Origin of the sequence: Noviherbaspirillum soli, from assembly GCF_015352955.1 — a bacterium.
Lineage (GTDB): Bacteria > Pseudomonadota > Gammaproteobacteria > Burkholderiales > Burkholderiaceae_D > Noviherbaspirillum_A > Noviherbaspirillum_A soli.
In genome coordinates this window covers 19,192-35,367 of record NZ_JACYOX010000018.1, presented here as the reverse complement: position 1 = coordinate 35,367, position 16,176 = coordinate 19,192, and the positions used below count along the sequence as shown (strand labels likewise).

Sequence of the window (16,176 nt, the reverse complement as noted above, 5' to 3'; positions counted from 1 at the left end):
CGCCACGTCGTTCGCACTGTTTTATCCACCTGCATGCAACCAAATCAGGCTTCCCGGTAACCTAGGCCGTGAGCGAACAGCAGCGCCTGCCCAGTCCTTCCATCGGGGGCTGCCGCGCTGTTGCTGCCCGAACCTGTTTTCCCAAGGAGCCTGCCCATGCCGTCCCTGTACCAGCATCCGCCATCAGACCCGGATATGGCCGAGCTCGTGGCACGCATGCGTGCGGGGCTGCGCACGTTGCCAGCCGAGTTCGAGCGTCATCGCAAGGCGCTGGAAAGCGGCGCGACCCTGGGTTCGCTGCGTGGCATCACGGATGAAGAGCACGACCTGGCTTACCGGGCTGCATGCAGGCTGTGCGACGAGGAGCAGTTCCACCATGCCTTGCCGGTTGCCCTGCAGCTGGTAGCGCATAAGCCGCGTGACAGCCGGTTTGCCTTCCTGTGCGCCTCCTGCCTGCAGCGCACCGGAAATGCGTCCGATGCCGCGCTTTTCTATGCGATCTGCCTGGAGCTGGACAGCACGCATGCCGTGGCGGCTTACCGGCTCGGCGAATGCCTGGAAGCGATGGGCTTCGTTCGCGAAGCAATGCAAGCCTATGCGCGAGCGGTCGACGTCTGCCGAGGGCAGTTCAATTACGCCGTATTGCAGGACATGGCGCAGGCACGCATCGATCGCCAGGACTGCTGAAATCATTGATCAACACCACAAGCACAGGAGTGATGCACATGAGCGTATCTTTCGCACCAGCCAGAAATGCTGCACCGGCCTATCATTCGCAGGAAACTTCCCGGAATGATGCGCAGCATGAAACCGTGGATAGTCCCAGCGCCAGTTGCACATGGTCCTTTTGCAGTGGCCAGGACAGGGACCTGCCTTTGTCGAAGGACGAAGACATCAATCTCATCAATCTCAGGGACGTGAACTTCAAATACGGCTCCCAGGGGATCGATAGCGAACCTGATCCCGAAGAGGGCTGGCAGCCATGTGAAATATCTGCTCTCACAGCGGCCAAGGTGCATGGCGTGCGCAATGCCGTGACGGGCCTCGTGGCAGCCGCCGGCATCGTGACGGTGAATGCAGTGGTTTGCTCGAATCTCTCGAAAGATCCCCTTGGCGCCAATCCTTGCACGTTTCTTGCACTGGCATCCTTGCCCGCTGTCGCAGGCGCCTTCGGCCTGACCGCCATGGGCGTGAAGCAACTGGTGGCAGCCTATCAGGGACGCAACAACGCGCATGACGATCCCAACGCGTAGCGCGTGGAATGAAACCGGATTGCTTTCCGTCTGGCGGTGTTGGGATCGTCGTTGAGAGCTTGGCTATCCGGGTACTTGGCCCGCGGCGCGGCTGTCGGACCACTGCGCATACCAGCGGTAAAACTCGGCCAGCCCCTGCGCCAGCGGCGTAGCCGGCGCAAAACCAACCCAGTCCCTCAGCCTGTCGGTATCGGCATAGGTCGCCGGCACATCGCCCGGCTGCATCGGCTGGAAGTCGATCACCGCCTTGCGTCCCAAAGCCTGTTCCAGCGTGGCGATGAAATCCATCACCCGCACGGGCTGATGATTGCCGATATTGAACACCGCATGCGCCGGGCGCCCGCTCGCAGCCGGCGTCGGCTTGAACAGCAGCCGCACCACGCCCTCGACGATGTCATCGATATAGGTGAAGTCGCGTTCCAGCTCGCCTTTGGCAAAGACCGGTATCGGCTCGCCGTTGACGATCTTGCGGGTGAAGCTGAAGTAGGCCATGTCGGGCCGGCCCCATGGCCCATAGACCGTGAAGAAGCGCAGGCCGGTCAGTGGCAGGTCATACAGATGGCTGTACGAATAGGCCATCAGTTCATTGGACTTCTTGGTGGCGGCATACAGCGACACCGGGGCGTCGGTCTGGTCGGACTCGGCGAACGGCACCTTGGTATTGGCGCCATAGACGCTGCTGCTGCTGGCGTACACCATGTGCGCCGTGCGGTGGCGGCGGCAGGCTTCCAGCATGTTGGCAAACCCGACCAGGTTGGACTGGATATAGGCGGCAGGGTTTTCCAGCGAATAGCGCACGCCGGCCTGGGCCGCCAGATGCACCACATGCGTGGGTTGCACCGACTCGAACAGCGCGGCCACCTGCTGGCCGTCGGACAATTCAAGCCGACGGCAATCGATGCCGCGCGGCGCCAGCAGCGCCGCGACGCGGTCGTGCTTGAGCTGCGGGTCGTAGTAGTCGTTGAAGTTGTCGCAGCCGAACACGCGGTGCCCCATGTCGGCCAGGCGCGCGGCGACGAAGCTGCCGACAAAGCCGGCGGCGCCCGTCACGAGGATCGTGTGCTGCGTCATCGCGCGTCGGCCTGGCCGCGCCGGCCGATGCCGTAATAGGCCAGCCCGGCATCGGCCACCGTGGCCGGGTCGTACAGGTTGCGGCCATCGAAGATGGCGCGGCCGCGCAGCGTCTTCGCCAGGCGCTCGAAGTCAGGCGAACGGAACTCCTTCCATTCGGTGACCAGGGCCAACGCATCGCAGCCTTCGACCGCTTCCCATGCACTGCCGCACAGGGTGATCTGGCCGCCGAACGCTTCCTCGCCATGTTCCTGCAGCAGCAGGCGCCGCGCTTCCGACGAAGCCACCGGGTCGTAGGCGCGCACCTGGCAGCCGGCTTCCAGCAGTTTCCTGATCAGCACCAGGCTGGGCGCCTCGCGCATGTCATCGGTGTTGGGCTTGAAGGACAGGCCCCACAGCGCCACGGTCTTGCCGCGCAATTCCTGGAAGCTGCCGAAATGGCGGACGATCTTGTCGAACATGATCGCCTTCTGTTCTTCATTGACCGTTTCGATCGCGTTGAGCAGATGCAGCCGCCGGCCATGGTCGACCGAGGTCTTGAGCAGCGCCTTGACGTCCTTCGGGAAGCAGGAGCCGCCATAGCCCATGCCGGCGTAGAGGAAATGCGGCCCGATGCGAGGGTCCGAGCCTATGCCCATGCGCACGGCTTCGATGTCCGCGCCCAGCAGTTCGGCCAGGTTGGCCAGTTCGTTCATGAAGCTGATGCGGGTGGCCAGCATCGCATTGGCGGCGTACTTGGTCAGTTCGGCGCTGCGCACATCCATGTGGATCAGCTTGTCGTGATTGCGGCTGAATGGCGCGTAGAGCTTGCGCATGATGCTGGTCGACTGCGGGTCGTCGCTGCCGACGACAATGCGGTCCGGCCGCATGAAGTCGTCGATCGCCGCGCCTTCCTTCAGGAATTCCGGGTTGCTGACCACGGTGTAGTCGATCTTCATGTCGCGCTTGGCCAGTTCCTCGGCGATCGCGGCGCGCACCTGGTCGGCGGTGCCCACCGGCACGGTCGATTTGTCGACCACCACGATCGGGCGCGTCATGCGCTGGCCGATGCTGCGCGCGGCCGACAGGATATGGCGCAGGTCGGCGCTGCCGTCTTCATCGGGCGGCGTGCCGACCGCAATGAAGATCACGTCGGCATGTGCAACCGCGCGGTCGTAGTCGGTGGTGAACAGAATCCGTCCGGCCGCCGAGTTGCTGGCAACCAGCTTGTCCAGACCCGGTTCATGGATCGGGATCTGGCCCGCGTTGAGCATGTCGATTTTTCTGGCGTCGACGTCCAGGCACAGGACCGTGTTGCCGACATCGGCGAAACAGGCGCCGGAAACCAGGCCAACGTAGCCGGTGCCGATAATGGTAATTTTCATAAGCGGATTCAGTATTAAGAGTCGAAAACGGATGCCAGAGCGGCTCTGCCTGGCACAAGGTCAGCAGTATAGCGGCGACGTCGGGCTGTCCGGGCCTAATAACGCCGGGCTGATTCAGCATCAACATTCTTGCCGGGCCAGACTGCCGCTTTCCAAACCGGTAAGAACATCGACGCAAATCGCACTACGTTAGATATTGCTCAATGTAAATGTTATCAAGAATGAATTATCATTCAACTGTGCCGGTTTTCCAATTGATTTGACGCAATAAACAGTGCGCCGCTGCAAAACTGCTTTACTATGCGCCGGCTCATTGTGGACTATGGTCAATCAGGCATGATGCTGCGTTTTTCTCACGTGCAAACGCGGCCGCAGGCTACAACACAAGGTAGCGCCGCTCTCAGACAGGACAATGAAACTACTTACGTTCAGCACCTTGTTCCCCAACCAGCAAAGGCCCAACCACGGCATTTTCGTGGAGACCCGCCTGCGTTACCTGGTGGCCAGCCGCCAGGTGCAGTCGCGCGTGGTCGCCCCGGTACCCTGGTTTCCCTTCACGCATCCGCGATTCGGCCTGTATGCCACCTATGCGCAGGTGCCGCGCAGCGAGCAGCGCTTCGGCCTGGACGTGAGCCATCCGCGGTATCCCGTGATCCCGAAGATGGGCATGAGTGCAGCGCCGGTGCTGCTGGCCAATTCGCTGAAGTCCGCGCTGGGCCGCATTATTGACGAAGGCTATGACTTCGACCTGATCGACGCCCATTACTTCTACCCTGACGGCGTCGCCGCCGTGATGCTGGGCCGCTATTTCAACAAGCCGGTGGTCATAACGGCCCGCGGCACCGATATCAACCTGGTGCCGCAATACCGTCTGCCGCGGCGCATGATACGCTGGGCAGCCGAGCAGGCGGCCGGCATGATCACCGTCTGTAATGCGTTGAAGGACGAGATGATGGCGCTGGGCATCGATGGCAGCCGCATCACCCCGTTGCGCAATGGCGTCAATCTCGAACTGTTCCAGCCGGGCGACCGCGCCGCGCTGCGGGCCGAGCTTGGCATGGAAGGCTTCACATTGATGTCGGTTGGCCACCTCGAACCCCGCAAGGGCCACGAACTGGTGATCCAGGCCATGCCGGCGCTGCCCGATGTGCACCTCAATATTGCCGGCAGCGGGCCGGACCGCAAAAAGCTCGAAGACCTGGCCCAGTCGCTGAAGGTGCAGGACAGGGTGCGCTTCCTTGGCCCCTTGCCGCAAGCCGAGCTCAAGCGCTGGTATGGCGGCGCCGATGCGCTGGTGCTGGCTTCCAGCCGGGAAGGCTGGGCCAACGTGCTGCTCGAATCGATGGCTTGCGGTACGCCGGTCGTGGCGAGCAATGTCTGGGGCACGCCGGAAGTGGTGGCGTCGCCGGAGGCCGGGGTATTGATGCGGGAGCGCACGCCAAATGGCGTGGCCGAGGCGGTGGCGGCGCTGCGCGCCAGTTACCCGTCGCACGAGGCGACCAGGCGGTATGCCGAGCGATTCAGCTGGGATGACACCACGCAGGGGCAGATCGCGCTATTTCAAAGGATTGCTGCACAGGGCAGGGCATGAAAATACTGTATCACCACCGGACCCGTTCCAAGGACGGGCAATACGTTCATATCGAAGAGATGATCCGCGCGCTGCGCCAGCTTGGCCATGAAGTCATCGTGGTCGCGCCGCCCAGCGCCGAAACCGAGGACTTTGGCTCCGACGCCGGCATGGTCGCGTGGCTCAAGCGCAGCATCCCGCAGTGGATGTATGAGCTGATGGAGCTTGCCTACAGCCTGGTTGCCTACCGCCGCCTGGTCAGGGCGGTGCGCGAGCATCGGCCGGATTGCCTGTATGAGCGCTACAACCTGTTCCTGCCCGCCGGCATCTGGCTCAAGCGCAAGTTCGGGCTGCCGATGCTGCTGGAAGTAAATGCGCCGATCTTCGAGGAACGTACCCGTTACGACGGCCTAGCGTTGAAGGGGCTGGCGCGCTGGTCCCAGGCATATGCCTGGAAAGCGGCCGACTATGTGCTGCCGGTGACCCAGGTGCTGGGCGACATCGTGGCCTCCTATGGCGTGCCGCGCGAGCGCATCGTGGTGATTCCCAACGGGATCAATGCCAGCCAGTTCAGCGAGGCGCCCGAGGCCCGTGCCGCCAAGGCTGCGCTCGGGCTTGACGGCAACATCGTGCTCGGGTTCACCGGTTTCGTGCGCGACTGGCATGGCCTGGACAAGGTGATCACGATGATCGCCGACGATCCGCCTGAGTCCAGCCGCCATTTGCTGGTGGTGGGCGACGGGCCGGCACGGGCGGCGCTGGAAGCGCAGGCCACGGCGCTGAACATCCGGCATCGCGTCAGTTTCACCGGGGTGATCGGGCGCGATGAGGTCGCGCGCTATGTCGCCGCCTTCGATATCGCCCTGCAGCCGGCGGTGGTGGAATATGCTTCGCCGTTGAAGCTGTTTGAATATCTGGCCCTCGGCAAGGCGATTATTGGCCCTGCGCAACCAAACCTGATGGAAATCCTCACCGACGGCCAGAATGCGGTATTGTTCGACCCGAAGGCGGCCGATGGCATGGCAGGTGCGATCGGCAAGCTCAGCGCCGACGTTGCCCTGCGCGAGCGCATGGGCGAGAACGCACGCAAGACCATCAGCGAGAAGCGACTGACCTGGCGGGAAAACGCGATACGCGCCGTCGAATTGTTTAAAAGGATTCCGAAGCATGCGTGACATAGTCATATTCGGCATCATCTTCGGCCTCGTTCCCGTGATGTGGAAGCGGCCCGCGATCGGTGCCCTGGTGTTCATGTGGATCAGCCTGATGAACCCGCACCGCCTTGCCTACGGCCCGGCGCACGATTTTCCATTTGCGATGATGGTGGCCGCGATCACGATCCTGGCAGTGCTGTTTTCGAAGGAGCCGCGGCAGTATCCCGTCACGATGCCGACCGTGCTGCTGGTGGCGTTCATGATATGGACCACGGTCACGACCCTGTTTGCGATTTCACCGCCTTTCCTGGTCAACGCGGAATGGAGCCGCGTGATCAAGACATTCGTCATGGTGGTCGTCACCATCATGGTGGTGCAGAAGGAAGATGACCTGAAGAAGATGATCTGGATCCTGGCGCTGTCGCTGGCGATCTTTGGCGCCAAGGGCGGCCTGTTCACGCTGGCAACAGGCGGCTCGTACCGCGTGCTCGGGCCGAGCGGCAGCTATATCGCCGAGAACAATTCCCTGGCGCTGGCCTTGGTGATGGCTGCACCCATCATCTGGTATCTGCGGCTGCAGGCGCAGAAACGCTGGGTGCGCCACAGCCTGGAGGCGCTGACTGCGCTGACCATGGTGGCGGCCGCCGGCTCCTATTCACGCGGCGCCCTGCTGGCCGGCGCGGTAATGATGGGCTTCCTGTGGCTCAAGAGCCGCAACAAGGTCAGCACCGGCCTGGTGCTGCTGCTGATGATCCCGCTGGTGTTTCTGGCCATGCCGGAGCAGTGGCACGAGCGCATGTCGTCCATTGGCGAATACAAGACCGACGGCTCGGCGCTGGGCCGTATCAATGCCTGGTACTTCGCGATGGAGGTGGCGAAGAACCATGCGCTGGGCGGCGGCTTCATGGTGTTCAACCCGGCGATGTTCCGGGTGTATGCGCCGGACCCAACCGATTTCCACGCGGCCCACAGCATCTATTTCCAGGTGCTGGGCGAGCATGGCTATATTGGCCTGGCGATCTTCGTCAGCCTGCTGGCATCGACCTGGCACATGGCCTACCGCATCATCAGGAAGACCCGCATGCATCCCGAGCTTAAATGGGCCGCCGACTTCGCCGCGATGTCACAGGTCAGCATGATCGGCTACATGGTGGGCGGCGCCTTCCTGTCGCTGGCGTATTACGATTACTTCTACTATGTGATGGCAGCGCTGGTTGCCACCCAGCGCATCGTTGCCAGGCAGCTCGCGCCAGCCGTGCGCAAGAATGTGCTTGGCCAGGACGTGGAAATGCAGCCGCAGCCCGCGCTTAAGGCGGGAAGGGCGCATGCCGGTGCCTGACATGCAGAATTCCCTGTTACCCCTGCGTCGCGGCGATGTGCCGCCGCAGAGCCGCGGGCTCGCGGCACGCTTTTCCAATGGATTGTTTTCGCTGCTCTCGCCACAGGGCCAGAATGCGCGGCTGACGATCCTGCTGTTTCACAAGCTGCCCCTGTTCGCCGACCCGCTGACGCCGAACGAGCCGGTCTTTGCCCAGTTCGAGCACATTCTCGACTACCTGAAGGAGCATGCCACCGTCCTGCCGCTGACCGATGCCGCAACCGCGCTCGCGCGCGGCAAGCTGCCAAAGAAGGCGGTTTCCATCACCTTCGACGATGGGTACGACGAATGGCTCAGCACCGTCAGTCCGGCGCTGCGTGCGCGCAACATGCAGGCGACCTTCTTCGTCACCACCGAGCAGCTGGATGGGCCGGCGCTCTGGCATGAACGCATCATCGCGGCGGTACGTGCGCTGCCCGACAGCGGCGCGCGCCTGCCGTATGGGTTCGCCGCCTATGCCGACCTGAAGCAGCCCGGCAACCGCATCAGGCTGATTTCCGAATTGCAGGAGCGACTCAAGTACGCGCCGCTGGCGGAGCGCCTGGGCGCCATCGAGATGATCGAGGCGCAGGTCGTGTCGCCGCTGGTATGGCCCAAGCCGTTCAACCGCGACTCGGTACGCCAGCTGCACAGCCAGGGATTCGAGATCGGCGGTCACACGGTCAGCCATCCCATCCTGAATGAATGCGGCGATCAACAGGCCATGGAAGAAATCGGCGGCTGCAAGGAAAGGCTGGAAGCCATCATTGGTGGTCCGGTGCACAGCTTTGCCTATCCGAACGGACGCCCCCTCAAGGACTATGACGGCAGGCACGTCGCCATGGTGCGGGCCTGCGGCTACAAGGCGGCGGTCGCCACCAGTGGCGGCGCTGCGCGGCAAGGGTCGGACATCTACCAGTTGCCGCGCTTTACCCCGTGGGGACTGACGAAGGAGCGCATGGCGCTGCAACTGGCGCGCAATCTGATGACGCCCGAGCGCAAGGCGTTAGTGACCGTTCCCCTGGCCAGGACCAGGCAGGAGGGCGTGGCGCAGACGCCGGTGCGCTGCCTGATGGTGGCCAGCACATTCGCGCCATTGCATGGCGGCTCGGCCGTGGTCTATGAAAACCTCTGCATGCACATGCCGCCGGGCAGCGTGCGGGTCCTGACTGCGCACACGAATTATCTTAATGGCCGCGAGATCGATGGCTGGCGCGAGCATGATGCCGCTGCCGTGTATCCGGTCGACCGCATCAAGCTGCTGCGGCCGATGATGCAGCCGCCGCCGGCCAATATCGCCGTGTCGCTGGCGCGCTTCGCTTTCCAGGACATTCCGCTGTATGTCAACGTGCTGATATCGGCGGCCAGGCTGGTCAGGCAGCATCAGATCAACGTGATCTGCATCGGCGAACTGGTATCGGGCAGCTGGCTCGGCATTGCGCTGAAGAAGATATTCGGCACCAGGCTCATCATCTACGTGCATGGTGAAGAGATCACCACCGCCACCGGCGGCCGGCTGCATGGCAACAAGCGGCGCGAGTACCTGAACGCGGCTGACAAGGTGATTGCGGTCAGCGCCTTTACCTGCGACGCCCTGACCCAGCAGATGGGCCTGCGCGCCGAGCAGGTATCACTGGTGCCCAACGGCGTGGATACCGAACGCTTCACGCCGGGTGAACGTGATCCGGAACTTGTAAGCAAGCATGGACTCCAATCGTGCAAGGTAGTGCTGACCCTGGGTCGCCTGGTCGCGCGCAAGGGTGCCGACATGGGCATACGCGCAATGGCCAAGGTCATCAGGCAGCGCTCCGATGTCCGCTACCTGATCGTTGGGGAAGGCGAACTCCGGCCCGAACTCGAACGCCTGATCGCCGAGGAAAACCTGGGCGAATACGTCACGCTGGTGGGCAAGGCATCCGAAGAAGATCTGGTCCGTTATTTCCGGCTATGCGATCTCTTCCTGATGCCCAACCGCACGATGCCGGATGGCGATACCGAAGGCTTTGGCCTGGTGTTCCGTGAAGCCAATGCCTGCGGCAAGCCGGTCATTGGCGGCCGCGCCGGCGGCGTGGTGGAAGCGGTGATCGACGGCCAGTCGGGTTTTCTCGTCAATGGCGAGGATCCGGACGAGATTGCCGGGCGGGTTCTGACCTTGCTTGACGATGAAGCCCTGGCGCGTTTTCTGGGCACACGCGGCATGGAGATTGCGCGGTGTAACAATACCGAGGCAGTGGCCAGGCAGTTTGTGCAGATTTCGGAACGCGTGCTGCGGCAACGCTGACGCGTTGCGGGGGAGGGCTTGGCGAAGGCAGGCGCGCTTCGCTTGCGCCCGGGTAGACGGCGCTTCATGTTTACAATACGAAAGATCCGCCATGCCTGTGCTGCAAACGCTGTCCCTTGTCATACCCAGCTATAACCGTGGCCATCTGATCGATGAGACCATCGCATCCGCCCTGGATCAGGAAGTGCCGTTCGACGAGATCATCGTCGTCGACGATGGTTCAACGGACGACACGCTCGGCCGGCTCGAAAAATATGGCGACCGCATCGTGGTGCTCGCGTCCGTCAATGCCGGCGTTCAGAAAGCCCGCAACAGCGGCGTTGCCGCAAGCCGTTCCTCCCACGTCGTGCTCTGCGATTCCGACGATCTGCTGCATCCGGCATTCTGCGCGACCGTGCGCCGGGCCATGACCGCGGAGCCCGGGGTCGACATCTGGTATAGCAATTTCATTCCCTTCACCAGCGACGGGGACCAGGCCGACAAGCTGGCGCAGGCGCCGGCCGATTTGCTGGAAGGCGCCCGATGCGGCGATGGCTATTGCACAGAGATTCCGGACCTGTACCGGCGCGTGCTTCGCTATCAGCCGTTCTTTCCTTCAGGCAGCGCATTCAGCAAGCGCTTCTATGAAACCGTCGGCGGCTATGATGCCCGCTTCAACGGCGTTGGCGGCGAGGACTTTGAATTCCTGCTGCGTGCGGTCTGCCGTGGCCGGCTTGGCTATCTGACCATGCCGCTGGTGCGCGTGCGTAAGCACGACAGCAACGATTCCCGCGATACCCTGCGCATGCTGCAGGGAGAAATACGCATCCTCGAGCATTCGCTGCAGACGCATCCCGGCGCTGCGCAGCATCGGCAGCAGGTGCAGGCCGTGATCCACCAGCGCCGGCGCGAGGCGTTCGATATCGCCTATGCCCGCGGGGACTTTTCTTCCGCAAGGGAAACCGCGGCCGAATTTGCAAGCCTGCCCACCGATCCGAAGTTTCAGCTCAAGCGCGCGATCACGGCCTGTCCGCCGATGGTGCGGGACGTGGTATGGCGCTGGAGCCAGTCCGGCCGCGACGGCGCCTGAGCGTCCCATATAGACCAGTCAGGCCCGCAATGCAAAAGCGCCGGGCTGCATCCAGATGCAGCCCGGCGCTTTGTCTTTTCCGATTTGTTTTAGCCTGTCGTGGTCGCCTGCGTATCCGACACCGCAGCCTGAGCCGGGCCAGCCCCCGTCGGCACAAAAACCGCATCGATCGCCTGTTCACAGGCCGTCATCGAATAGCGTTCCATCACCTTTTGCCGTCCATTGGCGATCAGCTGCCGTGACAGGTCGGGCTCCTGCAGCAGCCTCGCGGCCGCATCGGCGAACTCCGCAGGGTAGTTGGCAATCAGCAGTTCGCTGCCATGTTCCGCCTCGATGCCTTCTGCGCCCAGCGTGGTGGAAATCACCACCCGGCCATACCCGAAGGCTTCCAGTATCTTGATGCGCGTGCCGCCGCCGGCACGGATGGGCACCAGAACGGCATCGCATGCCTCGTAGTAAGGCGCGACATCGGGCACGTCGCCATGCAGCACGAAGGCGCCTGCCGCTGCCTGCTGTTTCATCCAGTCGGTCGGGCCGCGGCCGATCACGGTCAGGATCGCATTGTCCTGGCCAACCTGCTTGCGTATGGCCGGCATGATTTCCTGCGTCAGCCATTTCACCGCGTTTTCATTGGGCGCATAGTTCAACGTGCCGACGAACAGCAGTTGCAGCGGCGCGCGCGGCTGGCGCGCGGGATGCTGCGCCGGCACCCGTATCGTGTTGGGAATCACGCCGATCTGCCGTTCGGGAAAGCGCTCTCCAAGCAGGGCCTTGTCTTCCGGCGAGCACAGCAGCACCCGTTCCATCTCGTTGAAGGCGCGGGCTTCCTCGCGCGCCAGCTTCCTTGCCTCCAGCCACTCCAGCACATAGCCCATCTTGCCCAGGTGCGGCACGCCCAGCATGTTCACCTGCAATGCCTGCGAACGCGACTCGATATCGTCGAGGTCAAGGATCTTGCGCTCGGCCGAGACGCCGAGCTGCGCCTGCATCGCCCGCCACAGCGGCATCAGGCGGATGCGCGATACCAGCACCGCATCGAAGTGCTCGCTGCGGAACTCGCTGAGCCGGCTCATGACGTAGTCCACCGGCCAGGTGGAGAGCAGCTTCGGATGCGGATTCATCAGCCTGGTCAGGGTGTTGCGCTGCCGATGCCGCAGCGGCTCGCCCTCGTCGGCCACGTTGAAGAACACGGCGCGGCTGCACAGGTCCTTCCAGCGCTCCGCCAGGATTTCGGGATGGGTGGGGCGGTCCACCGACACGCAGATCATCGTGATGTCGAAGTGGCGCGCCAGCGCTTCCAGCATGTTCCCCAGCCGCATTGCCGTGCCCTGGCCGCCCAGCGCCGGCAGGGTCTGCGTCAGGATCAATAATTTTTTACGTGTCATCGGTGTACCTCTCGTAGTGCCTTTTGATTTCGGAATGCATTGCTGTCGGCTTCGCTGCTATTTCGACGCCATGTGCCGGGAGTGCTGTACCAGCAGCAGCTTGCGCAACAAGTCCACCAGGCGCGGCACCCGCCGTTCCAGCTGCGGCGGACCGCCCTTGCCGCGCATGCCATCCAGGGCGCCGAGCATGCAGGCGCGCGCCTTCTCGGTCTGCGACTTCGACATCAGGATGTTGGCCAGGAACAGCGAGCGGTCGAGCAGCCGCAGCCGCAGGCGGCCGCGGTAGGCAACTGGCGTATGCCTGGTCCAGAACAGGATGCCGTTGCGCGTCATCAGGTAAAAGTAATACGGCGGCCGGTGCAGAAGGTCATAGGGATAGCGCAGGTGGCGGGCACGCGCCTCGAACGCGACCAGGCTGCGCCATCCTGCCTGCGACAGGCGGGCGCCGATATCGGTATCCTCGTAATAGGCAAACATCGCCTCGTCCAGCAGCCCGACCTGCCGCAGCGCCGCCACCCGGTACAGCACCACGGTGCCGGCCACCCACATCGTGGCGGCATGCCCGGCTTCCCAGTTGCGTGCCTCTTCGATGCTGCCGGGACGGGCCGTTTCCAGCCGCGGCCAGTCGTGCCGGGCGCCGCAGAAGTCGATTTCCTGGTCATCATCGAGCGCGACGATCACGGGTGAGGTGGCGCCGCAGTCGGGATGGGCCTGCATCAGCGCCACCAGTTTTTCCAGGCAGTCGGGGGCGATCACGGCGTCGCTGTTGACCAGCCAGATGAAATCCGCGTCCTGGGCCAGCGCCATGCGCATTGCGACATTATGGCCGCCGGCAAAACCCAGGTTGGTGTCCTGCCGCAGCAGGGTCACGCGGCTGGGGTCTATCCCTTGCCGAAGCAGCTGATAGTCCTGCTCGGCCGAGCCGTTGTCGATCACCACGATCGATGCCTCGTAAGTGGCGCCGGGACGCAGCGCAAGCAGCGACTGGACGCATTCCAGGGTCACGGCGGCGGAATTCCAGTTCAGGATGCTGATCAGGATAGTCTGCCTGCCTGGCGCCGCATCGTCATGCACGGGCGGGTTGGTGGGCATCACGATAGGGATTCTCCAAAAATAGCCGGGCCTCACCGTTGCAGGCGGCCCATTTCAAAAAGACGAAGCGGCGTGGCGCTTCCGGTCAGGCCAGCCGCGCTTTCAGGCCATTGGCGACATGGTGCAGTTCGGCCGACAGCGGATGCCCGGTAAGTCGCAATGCGACATACCAGACGCTTGCCAGCGGAAGCGCCAGGATCAGCAGGACCGCCATGGGCGGGAGCGATGCCGGGAGGATGGCCTTGAACATCAGCGCCGCGGCGAGGCAGATCAGTGCCACCGCCGTGCTCGGCCACAAGGCCACAAGCATGGTGCTGAAGCGATGGCCAAGGTAGGCGTAGTGCTGGTAGATCATCACCGGCGCCGCAATCAGGGTGGCCAGGCAGATCGACCAGGAAAAACTCTCGATGTCGCCCTTGAACAGCACGTAGCCGAAAACGATGCGCGTGGCCAGCATGGCGACGATGGGCGTGGCGGACAGGTAGGGCCGGCCGATGGCGGCCAGCGCCGTCGAGGTGTAGTTGAACATCATGCCGACGGCGGAAGCAAGCAGCAGCGCGTCGATTGCCGGCACGGCAGGCAGCCACTTCTCGCCATACAGCGTAACGATGATTTCCTTGCTGAACACGTAGGTCAGTGCCAGAGCGGTCCAGCCAACGCCGGTGAGCAGGCTGGTGGCGCGGTTGATCAGCGGGCCCAGCGGTTCATTCCGGTAGTGCGCCTGCGAGATGTAGGAAAGCGAACCGTAGTTGACCGTGCTGCCAGCCACGTAGGCAAAGATCGACACGGTCGAGCTGGCGCGGCTGAACAGGCCCACGAGGGTGGCATTGCCGAGCTTGCCGAGCAGGATGTCGGGCAGCGCATTGTTGATCGAGCCCAGGCAGTTCGACAGCAGCGACCCGACGCCGAAATGCATCACATGGCGCCATTTGCGAAAGCTGGGCAGCCACGGCAGGATCTTCGGGCGCAGCGGAACGTAAGCGATGGCGCAGGCAATGATATTGGCAAGGTTGGCCCAGGCCATGCTCATGGTGCCGAAGCCCAGGGCTGCCAGCCCCAGGCAGGTCACGGCAAAGGTCGCCGTGCCGACCACATTGACGATCGCCTGCTTGCCGGCCGCGAATTCGCGCGTCAGCATCGAATGGGTAATCGAGCCGAACGGAATGAAGATAAAACCGATGGCGAGCACCTGCATCACCGGCAGCATGGCCGGTTCATCGAACCACCCGCTGATCGCGCCGCTGGCGAAGAACAGCGCAACGGCAATCAGCCAGGAGGTCGTAAACATCACGCCGATGGCGGCGCGCATTCGCTCTTCCGTCAGTTCCGGTTCGCGTTGCAGATAGGTGCCGACACCGAAGTCGCGGAAAATGTGGGCGATGTTGACGAACACGACCGTCATAGAGAAAACCCCGATCTCGGCGGGGCTGAGCATGCGCGCCAGCAGCAGGCTGACGATGAACTGCACAATCGTCGCTCCCGTGGACGAGAAGAAATTGATTACCAGGGAGCGACGGATATTGGTCATGGCGAAGCGGCGTTCTTATCGTATAAAAGGGGAATCAGGCACTTAGGCTGGGTAGCAGGGCTGATTCCTTCATCTGCCCGATCACCTTGCGCGAGGTCTTTTCATAGCGGTCGCTGACAAAGCGCAGCGAGCCGATGAAGTGAATGAAGGCGGTGTCGCTGTTCATCACGTCGGGTGTGCCGTATTTTGGATGGGGCAGCACCTGGGTGCCGGCTGCATTGGCCACCAGGTAGTTCGAGGTGATCTGCTCGGTACCCCAGGCGGACCAGCGCTGCCGGCCTATCTTGCGTGCCATGCAGTTGGAAAAATGCACCAGGGCTTCGCGCATGCCGACCGAAGGAGGAAAGCCGGTGAAGCCCGAGCAGCCGCGCACGTAGAGCGCGTCGGCCGGCAGGCCAACTTGCGACATGCAGGCTTCGGCATAACCCTGGATATGCTTTTGCCCGTCCGGATCGGCCTGGGCGTTTGCGCTGGTCATGGGCAGCGTGATCAGCGTTTGTTCTGGTGCTTCGCCGAGTACGAATCCGACGCGGCGCGAAATGGCTTGCAGGACTTCCTGTGGTCGGTCGACGGTGACGGTGTCGGCATCGAGCTGGACGACATAGGTGTCGCGCGCGTAATCGCAGATAGCCAGCAGCCGCTCCCAGGTGCCGCCGCGCGGAATGTCAGGGTGGGTAAACTCATCTGCGGCGCGCAGCTCGATATGCGGCACATGGGACTGCAGCATCTTGCGGTCCGCGTCATCGATGCTCGGGTCGCACACCACCACGACCCGCTGCGGACAGGCAAATGCTGCAAAGGACTTCAGGGCGACCAGGTAGGCCAGCACGTCGCGCTTCTGCACCATCGACAGCAGCGTGAACGGCAATGTGCCAGGCTTGAGCGGCGGCGTTTCCAGGATGCCGCGACTCGCTTTCTGATGTAGCCAGCGGTAATAGTCTCTTCTCAGGCGCTGCTGTATTTTGGAAATGATGGACATTGTGGCTGTATTGAATGTTGGGGAGTCGCGGACGCACTACCGGGGAAGCCCTGGCAGGAAAGTACGTTGGCTA

13 protein-coding genes are annotated in these 16,176 nt (G+C 62.9%); 7 read left to right on the top strand and 6 right to left on the bottom strand.

Annotated elements, in window-relative coordinates; all coding sequences use genetic code 11:
• The first annotated feature begins 156 nt into the window (after positions 1-156).
• Together IGW04_RS14130 and IGW04_RS14125 are read left to right on the top strand one after the other, a co-directional pair.
• Entirely contained in the window at positions 157-687 is a 531-nt protein-coding gene (locus tag IGW04_RS14130) for a hypothetical protein (protein WP_194713728.1), read from the top strand.
• A gap of 38 nt (positions 688-725) precedes the next feature.
• Entirely contained in the window at positions 726-1,253 is a 528-nt protein-coding gene (locus IGW04_RS14125; RefSeq protein WP_194713727.1) for a hypothetical protein, read from the top strand.
• Between the two features lie 63 nt (positions 1,254-1,316).
• On the opposite strand, the gene IGW04_RS14120 is transcribed toward IGW04_RS14125, so the two are convergent.
• Both IGW04_RS14120 and IGW04_RS14115 read right to left on the bottom strand, forming a co-directional pair.
• Positions 1,317-2,324 carry an NAD-dependent epimerase/dehydratase family protein gene (locus IGW04_RS14120; protein ID WP_194713726.1) on the bottom strand — a complete coding sequence of 336 codons (1,008 nt, stop codon included), beginning with the start codon at positions 2,322-2,324 and terminating at the stop codon, positions 1,317-1,319.
• The gene (locus IGW04_RS14115) at positions 2,321-3,688 is read right to left on the bottom strand and encodes a UDP-glucose dehydrogenase family protein (RefSeq protein WP_194713725.1); all 1,368 of its coding nucleotides are present in this window, start codon (positions 3,686-3,688) and stop codon (positions 2,321-2,323) included. Before IGW04_RS14115 ends, IGW04_RS14120 begins: the two co-directional genes overlap by 4 nt.
• Positions 3,689-4,100: 412 nt before the next feature.
• Here IGW04_RS14115 and IGW04_RS14110 point away from each other — a divergent pair, with 412 nt between their 5' ends.
• The 5 genes from IGW04_RS14110 to IGW04_RS14090 all read left to right on the top strand — a co-directional run bounded on the left by IGW04_RS14110 (position 4,101) and on the right by IGW04_RS14090 (position 11,119).
• Entirely contained in the window at positions 4,101-5,279 is a 1,179-nt protein-coding gene (locus tag IGW04_RS14110) for a glycosyltransferase family 4 protein (RefSeq protein WP_194713724.1), read from the top strand.
• On the top strand, positions 5,276-6,433 hold the full coding sequence (locus IGW04_RS14105; RefSeq protein WP_194713723.1) for a glycosyltransferase family 4 protein: 1,158 nt from the start codon (positions 5,276-5,278) through the stop codon (positions 6,431-6,433). The genes IGW04_RS14110 and IGW04_RS14105 overlap by 4 nt, the downstream gene beginning before the upstream one ends.
• Positions 6,426-7,751, top strand: coding sequence for a putative O-glycosylation ligase, exosortase A system-associated (locus tag IGW04_RS14100; RefSeq protein WP_194713722.1), 1,326 nt, complete (start codon positions 6,426-6,428; stop codon positions 7,749-7,751). Before IGW04_RS14105 ends, IGW04_RS14100 begins: the two co-directional genes overlap by 8 nt.
• A gap of 1 nt (position 7,752) precedes the next feature.
• On the top strand, positions 7,753-10,050 hold the full coding sequence (locus tag IGW04_RS14095; protein ID WP_194713721.1) for a glycosyltransferase: 2,298 nt from the start codon (positions 7,753-7,755) through the stop codon (positions 10,048-10,050).
• Between the two features lie 91 nt (positions 10,051-10,141).
• Positions 10,142-11,119, top strand: a complete 978-nt coding sequence (locus IGW04_RS14090) for a glycosyltransferase family 2 protein (RefSeq protein WP_194713720.1) — start codon at positions 10,142-10,144, stop codon at positions 11,117-11,119.
• Positions 11,120-11,208: 89 nt separating this feature from the next.
• Here the strand turns inward: IGW04_RS14090 and IGW04_RS14085 are convergent, their stop codons facing one another.
• The 4 genes from IGW04_RS14085 to IGW04_RS14070 form a co-directional block, all read right to left on the bottom strand.
• Positions 11,209-12,504 (bottom strand): glycosyltransferase, encoded by a 1,296-nt coding sequence (locus IGW04_RS14085; RefSeq protein ID WP_194713719.1) that lies wholly within the window; start codon positions 12,502-12,504, stop codon positions 11,209-11,211.
• Positions 12,505-12,561: 57 nt separating this feature from the next.
• Positions 12,562-13,596, bottom strand: a complete 1,035-nt coding sequence (locus tag IGW04_RS14080; RefSeq protein WP_228527101.1) for a glycosyltransferase family 2 protein — start codon at positions 13,594-13,596, stop codon at positions 12,562-12,564.
• An 85-nt stretch (positions 13,597-13,681) separates the two neighbouring features.
• The gene (locus IGW04_RS14075) at positions 13,682-15,124 is read right to left on the bottom strand and encodes an oligosaccharide flippase family protein (RefSeq protein ID WP_194713717.1); all 1,443 of its coding nucleotides are present in this window, start codon (positions 15,122-15,124) and stop codon (positions 13,682-13,684) included.
• 34 nt (positions 15,125-15,158) lie between these two features.
• Positions 15,159-16,103 (bottom strand): glycosyltransferase family A protein, encoded by a 945-nt coding sequence (locus IGW04_RS14070; RefSeq protein ID WP_194713716.1) that lies wholly within the window; start codon positions 16,101-16,103, stop codon positions 15,159-15,161.
• Between the last annotated feature and the right edge of the window lie 73 nt (positions 16,104-16,176).